Origin of the sequence: Rhizobium sp. J15 (assembly GCF_002531825.1) — a bacterium.
Lineage (GTDB): Bacteria > Pseudomonadota > Alphaproteobacteria > Rhizobiales > Rhizobiaceae > Rhizobium.
Window position 1 is genome coordinate 39,342 of record NZ_NWSX01000049.1, and the last position, 6,042, is coordinate 45,383.

Consider the following 6,042-nt stretch of genomic DNA (forward strand, 5'->3'; position numbering starts at 1 on the left):
CATGGCTGCCGATACAGCCGTTGTTCTGAAGATCGAGCGAAAGCCGAAACTCTGCGAAAGCGTGGTTTCAGCCATCCGCAGCCAAGTCTTGTCAGGCGAATACACGCCCGGCGAAAAGCTGCCGACGGAGACCCGCATGGGCGAACTTTTCGGCGTCAGCCGCACGGTCGTCCGCGAGGCGATCGCAACCCTTGCCGCCGACGGGCTCGTCGAGGCGCGGCAGGGGGCAGGCGTTTTCGTCAAGAATCACCCGACGATCGCCTTCAGCTCGATCAGCTTGGATGTCGGCAACAAGATTTCCCATGCGCTCAACGTCATCGAGGTGCGCATGGGGCTGGAGATCGAAAGCGCCGGACTTGCCGCGCTGCGCCGCAATGCCGCCCAGGAGGCGCAGATCCAGGAAGCGTTCTTCGAATTCGACCGGCTGCTGGAGCGCGGCGAAGCAACGGGCAAGAGCGACTTCGCCTTCCACCGGCAAATCGCCGCGGCCACCAACAATTCATATTATGTGGAAGTTCTCGACGCGCTTGGCATGCGGGCGATCCCCTGCGATGTAGCCTCACCCTGGGGGACGGACAGCACGCTGTCGCGCGACTATCAGGAAGGCCTGCAGCGCGAGCATCTGGCAATTCTGAAGGCGATTTCGGCCGGCGACCCGGAAGCGGCCCGCGCCGCCATGCGCGCCCATCTGACCGCAAGCCAGGAGCGCTATCGCGTCCTGTTGAGCGGCCAGCAGGCCCGATGGCTTTCGGGCACCCCTAAAAAGGCCTGACGAAGATCGCGCGCTAGATCTAGATCCGCATGCCGGGAATGGCGAGCGGATTGTCCGACAGCGCTGCGCGATCCGGCGTATCGATGCGCGGCTTGCCGAGAAAGGCGTCGAAGAGATCCTTCACGAAAGCCTCCGGCAGGTCCTTGGTGATCAGCACCATGCGCGTGCGCCGGTCCTGCGGGTCCGGCCAGGCGGCAAGACGCACCGGCGGATGGAAAATGCTCTGGACGCCATGCAGCACCAGCGGCCGCTCCGGCCGGTCGGAGACGGAAACGATCGCCTTCATTCTCAAGAGCTTCTCGCCATGGGCCGAGCGCAGAAGATCGATGAACATGTCGAGCGCCATCGGATCGATCGGCTTTTCCTCGATGATGGAGAAAGACCGGATCGAGGCGTCATGGCGGTTGACGTCATGCGGATCCTGATCCGCATGGCCATGATGATGATCGTGGTGGTGATGATGCCCATGATCGCCATGGTGGTGATGGCGATGATGCGCCTCGTGCGCATCCTCGTCATGCAGCCAGCGGCCGACATCGGCGATCTTCGTCGCAGGATCGTAGAGCCCGTTCACCAGCACCGCCGCGGTGCCTGCCTCGACGCTGTCCGCATCCATCATCGCGGCGCGCGGATTGAGCGATCTCAGGCATTTTTCCAAGGCATCCGTCTCATCGGCCATCGACCTTTTCGAGACGATCAGCCGGTCGGCGACCGCCGCCTGCTTGCGCGCTTCCTCGTGATTGCCGAGCGTCTGCAGCCCGTTCACCGCATCCACGACGGTGACGACGCCGTCGAGTTCGAAATTCGTGGCAATGATCGGATTGCCCATGATCGCCTGCATCACCGGCGCCGGGTCGGCAAGTCCGGTCGTTTCGATGACGACGCGCTTCACCGGTTTGACGCGGCCCGTCTGCACGGCGTCCATCAGGTTCGCCAGCGTATCCACAAGTTCGCCGCGCACGGTGCAGCACAGGCAGCCGTCCGACAGCTCGATGATCGAATCGCCGGAGCTTTCGACCAGGAGATGGTCGATCCCGACATCGCCGAACTCGTTGATGATGACAGCCGCGTCCTTCATCGAGGGATCTTTGAGGATGCGGTTGAGCAGCGTCGATTTGCCGGCGCCGAGAAAGCCGGTCAGGATGGTGACCGGGATCCTGTCGTTGAGCGCACTCATCTCACCTTGCCTTAGAAAGCTGTCGGGCGCGGCATCGGCACCGGCACATTGGCGATCGTTCCCGCCGTATCGCCACGCGCCACCTTTTCCGGCTTCTGCGCCGGCTGCGGATCCTGCCCTGGAATGAGGCCGGCAAAGACGAATTGCGGCTCATGGTCCATTTCTCTTATATAGGGCGACTGCACCTTCATGCGGCCGACCTCATCGCGCGTTTCGCTGCGGATCTTGGCGCCCTTGGCGCTGCAGATATCGGCGGTAATGTCGGTCACCTGGTCCTGGCCCGGCCCATATGGCCGCAGCGAACCGAGTGTATCGGGAGCGGGCATCTGGGTGGTGAAGCCCTTCTGCAAAAGGTTCGCCGTCGCATCGGCGCGTGCCGCAAGGCTGTCCGTGCCGAGCACGACGGAAACCAGCGTGCGGCCGTTGCGCGTCGCCGAGCCGATCTGGTTGAAGCCCGAGGCACAGATGAAGCCGGTCTTCATGCCGTCCGCGCCGGCGAAACGGCCGATCAGCATGTTGAGGTTCGGCACGTTCTGCTGGCCGGTCGTAAAGCCCTCGAGCGAGAAATAGCCGGCATATTGCGGAAAATCGCGGCGCAGCGCCACCGTCAGCACCGCGAGATCGCGCGCCGTCGTATATTGGCCCTTGCCGGGCAGGCCGTTCGGGTTGACGAAGTGCGAATCCGTCATGCCGAGCTTCAGCGCCGCGCCGTTCATGCGCGTCACGAAGCCTTCCTGCGTACCGCCGACGGCTTCGGCGACCGCAACCGCGACGTCGTTCGCCGATTTCACCAGCAGGATCTTCAGCGCGCTGTCGAGCGTCAGCTTCTGGCCCGGTTTAAAATACATCTTGGCGGCTGGCTGCGCGGCGGCGCGCTTGCTGATGACAATAGGCGTGTCGAGGCTGATCTGACCGGCGCGGATCGCGTCGAACACGGTATAGACGGTCATCAGCTTGGTGAGCGAGGCCGGATACCATTTGCGGAAGGCTTCTTCGTGCTCGAGCACACGGCCGGTCTGCACGTCGACGAGAATATGCGGATTGGCCTGGGCGAGCGGGACGGAAGCAAGAAAACCGGCAGTCGCGGCGACTATGAAGCTAAGTGGCCGCAATGCGGCAAATAAACCAAAGTGGCTCGTCGACACGGCTCATCCTTCAGATATCAGGAAATCTCGAAAGCTTCACCTATCTAGCCTATATGGCTATGACATGGCAAAGGTCATTGACGAAGTAATTTGCATGAGCCTCACGCCCTTGTGAAGCGATCAACGATTGCCGGGATTGATAACAGGAACGCCAATATGCCGATTTTGAACAGAGCCGCCGAATTGCAGGACGAAGTCGCCGAATGGCGCCGCCATATCCACGCCCGGCCCGAGCTCCTTTTCGCGGTGGAAAACACGGCCGCCTTCGTTGCCGAAAAGCTCAAGGAATTCGGCGTCGACGAGATCGTCACCGGCATCGGCCGCACCGGGGTCGTCGGCCTGATCAAGGGCAAGGGCGAAGGCCGCCGCACGGTCGGCCTGCGCGCCGACATGGATGCGCTGCCGGTCACCGAAATCACCGGCAAGCCCTGGGCATCGAAGACGCCAGGCAAGATGCATGCCTGCGGCCATGACGGCCATACCGCCATGCTGCTCGGCGCGGCGAAATACCTGGCCGAGACCCGCAATTTCAACGGCAATATCGCCGTCATCTTCCAGCCCGCCGAAGAAGGCGGCGGCGGCGGCAATCTGATGGTCCAGGACGGCATGATGGAGCGCTTCGGCATCGAAGAGGTCTATGGCATGCACAACCTGCCCGGCCTGCCTGTGGGACAGTTCGCCATCCGCAAGGGCGCCATCATGGCGGCGACCGACGAATTCACCGTCACCATCAAGGGCCGCGGCGGCCACGCCGCCCAGCCGCACCGCACAATCGACCCGATCGCCATCGGCGCCCAGATCGTCACCAACCTGCAGATGATCGCCTCGCGCACGATCGATCCGCTGGCCTCCGTGGTCGTCTCCGTCACCAAGTTCAATGCCGGTTTCGCTCATAACGTCATTCCGAACGACGCGACTTTCGCCGGCACGGTCCGCACCCTCGATCCCGAGATACGCACGCTCGCCGAGACCCGGCTGCGGCAGGTCATCGAAGGCGTGGTCGCAGCCCACGGCGCCGACGCCGAAATCAGCTTCCACCGCAATTATCCCGTCACCATCAACCACCCCGACGAGACCGAACATGCCGTCGCCGTCGCCAGCGCCATTGCCGGCGAGGCCAACGTGAATCCCGAGATCGATCCGATGATGGGCGGCGAGGATTTTTCCTACATGCTGAACGCCCGCCCCGGCGCCTTCATCTTCATCGGCAACGGCGACAGCGCCGGCCTGCACAACCCGGCCTACGACTTCAACGACGACGCCATCGCCCACGGCATCTCCTACTGGGTCCGCCTCGCCGAACAGCGCCTCGGTGTCTAAAGCGCGTCGCGATCTTTCAGATCGCTCCTCGCTTTAGGTTTCTTGTTTTTGCGCATGTCGTTATCGCAAAACCGCCGCACACTTTTGCGCGACATGCTTTGGCAACAATTAAGGCTTGGCTTCGCGCCAAGCCTTTTGTATGCATGGCGTCAAGTGGTCCCGTAGCTCAGCAGGATAGAGCACCAGATTCCTAATCTGGGGGTCGCGCGTTCGAATCGCGCCGGGATCACCATTTTTCAAGCGCCAAGCAGATCGAGCCGAATGGCCAATCGCGGCGCGACTTCATTCCTTGATGGGAATCCCCGCTTCAATCGCAGCCTCGATAAAAGCCTGCCGCGCCTCTTCCCGGCTTCGCTTGCCTGACATGACATCCGCGCAGACAGCGCAAGCCCGGTCCAAAGCAGGCCCCTCGTCGGTCGGCCAGTCTTCGATCAACGCCCATGTTGCAGCCTGGGTGGTCTGGATCACCACCCATTGGTCCGGCCCTTTGAGGGCGATCGTCACCGGCTTTTTCCAAATGGTTTGCATTGTCTTTGCCTGCCTTGCGTGTTGCGGGAGTAGTTAGAATGACCGGTCTCGCTTTGTAAACCGGCGAACGAGTGTCCTGTACCCATTCACGGCACCTGACGATAGGTTGCTCTTCTGCGCACAACGCGCCGCGCCCCAAATCCCAGCAGCGCAGCCATGATCCACCCGCCGATAAACCCGATCGCGCCCCAGGCGAGACCGGCAAAACCGACGGGTACGCCGGGCACGAAATCGCGCCAGGTATTGGCGAAAACCACATCATCGGCATTCCGCATCAGCACGAAGGGCTTGGCGACAGGGGCAGCGGTGCCGAGTTTCAGCTGTTGCGAAAGCAGCGTTTCGTAGCGCGTGATCGTGCTTTGCATGGAGACGCCGCGGTCGCGCAAAAAATCGTCGGGGGATTGGGCATAGGCGTTGAGCGCCTGCTGGCGATCGAGCTGGTGGGCGGCGGCCTGCCTGTTGAAGTCCTCGACGATGACGCGCAATTCATCGAGCGCGCCGCCGATCCGCTGGCGGTATTGCTGGGCGAATTCCGGCGCCTGCGAGAAGACCGTGCCGCCGGCAAGCCCGGCGGCGATGGCGACTATTCTGGCAATCGGTCCCATGATCGGTGCCTCCGGCTATTCCTCTGCGCTAACGAGCCGGCGGGCCAAAGGTTTCTCCCTTCGACACAATCGGTAACCCTATGTGATTGAACCGGCAACGCTTCCGGCGAGTTGATGGCGTGACCCAACAAGTTGCTCCCGTGAGCAACTGAGAAAGAGAGGCTCGTCATGAAACAGCTTATCCTCGCCTGCACGCTCGCCGCAGCGTCCGTTTTGTCAGCCATGCCGTCTCAGGCGGCCAGCGTCACCATCACCACGGATAACCCCCGTCCCTATTACGGCGAATCCGAACGGCCCTATTACCGCCATCGTCCCCACTACCGCCATTATATGTCGCATCGCGTGTCGCGTGACTGCTTCACCAAGACCGAAAAGATCCGCCGCCACGGCCATACGGTCGTCAAGGAAACCCGGATCTGCCGATAAGGCAATCCCCTGCGTGAAAAGCCCGGCCGATCCTCTGAACTGACCCCGTAAAGTTGGACGGTTTATTGG

7 protein-coding genes and 1 tRNA gene are annotated in these 6,042 nt (G+C 62.0%); 4 read left to right on the top strand and 4 right to left on the bottom strand.

Features of this window, described 5'->3' with window-relative positions; translation table 11 throughout:
• The first annotated feature begins 1 nt into the window (after position 1).
• Complete coding sequence (locus tag CO670_RS27525) at positions 2 to 772, top strand: FadR/GntR family transcriptional regulator (RefSeq protein WP_097593126.1); 771 nt, start codon at positions 2 to 4, stop codon at positions 770 to 772.
• A gap of 19 nt (positions 773 to 791) precedes the next feature.
• Here CO670_RS27525 and CO670_RS27530 read toward each other — a convergent pair whose 3' ends face one another.
• Positions 792 to 1,949: a GTP-binding protein gene (locus tag CO670_RS27530; RefSeq protein ID WP_097593127.1), complete on the bottom strand. Its 1,158-nt coding sequence runs from the start codon at positions 1,947 to 1,949 to the stop codon at positions 792 to 794.
• Positions 1,950 to 1,960: 11 nt separating this feature from the next.
• On the bottom strand, positions 1,961 to 3,094 hold the full coding sequence (locus tag CO670_RS27535) for a D-alanyl-D-alanine carboxypeptidase family protein (protein ID WP_097593128.1): 1,134 nt from the start codon (positions 3,092 to 3,094) through the stop codon (positions 1,961 to 1,963).
• A gap of 156 nt (positions 3,095 to 3,250) precedes the next feature.
• On the opposite strand from CO670_RS27535, the gene CO670_RS27540 reads away from it, so the two are divergent.
• On the top strand, positions 3,251 to 4,414 hold the full coding sequence (locus CO670_RS27540; protein WP_097593129.1) for a M20 aminoacylase family protein: 1,164 nt from the start codon (positions 3,251 to 3,253) through the stop codon (positions 4,412 to 4,414).
• Between the two features lie 155 nt (positions 4,415 to 4,569).
• Positions 4,570 to 4,646 (top strand) — tRNA-Arg (locus CO670_RS27545).
• A gap of 50 nt (positions 4,647 to 4,696) precedes the next feature.
• Here CO670_RS27545 and CO670_RS27550 read toward each other — a convergent pair.
• Together CO670_RS27550 and CO670_RS27555 are read right to left on the bottom strand one after the other, a co-directional pair.
• Complete coding sequence (locus tag CO670_RS27550; protein ID WP_097593130.1) at positions 4,697 to 4,942, bottom strand: DUF982 domain-containing protein; 246 nt, start codon at positions 4,940 to 4,942, stop codon at positions 4,697 to 4,699.
• A gap of 86 nt (positions 4,943 to 5,028) precedes the next feature.
• Positions 5,029 to 5,547: a DUF2937 family protein gene (locus CO670_RS27555; protein WP_097593131.1), complete on the bottom strand. Its 519-nt coding sequence runs from the start codon at positions 5,545 to 5,547 to the stop codon at positions 5,029 to 5,031.
• Between the two features lie 168 nt (positions 5,548 to 5,715).
• On the opposite strand from CO670_RS27555, the gene CO670_RS27560 reads away from it, so the two are divergent.
• Positions 5,716 to 5,973 (top strand): hypothetical protein, encoded by a 258-nt coding sequence (locus CO670_RS27560; RefSeq protein ID WP_097593132.1) that lies wholly within the window; start codon positions 5,716 to 5,718, stop codon positions 5,971 to 5,973.
• The last annotated feature ends 69 nt before the right edge of the window (positions 5,974 to 6,042 follow it).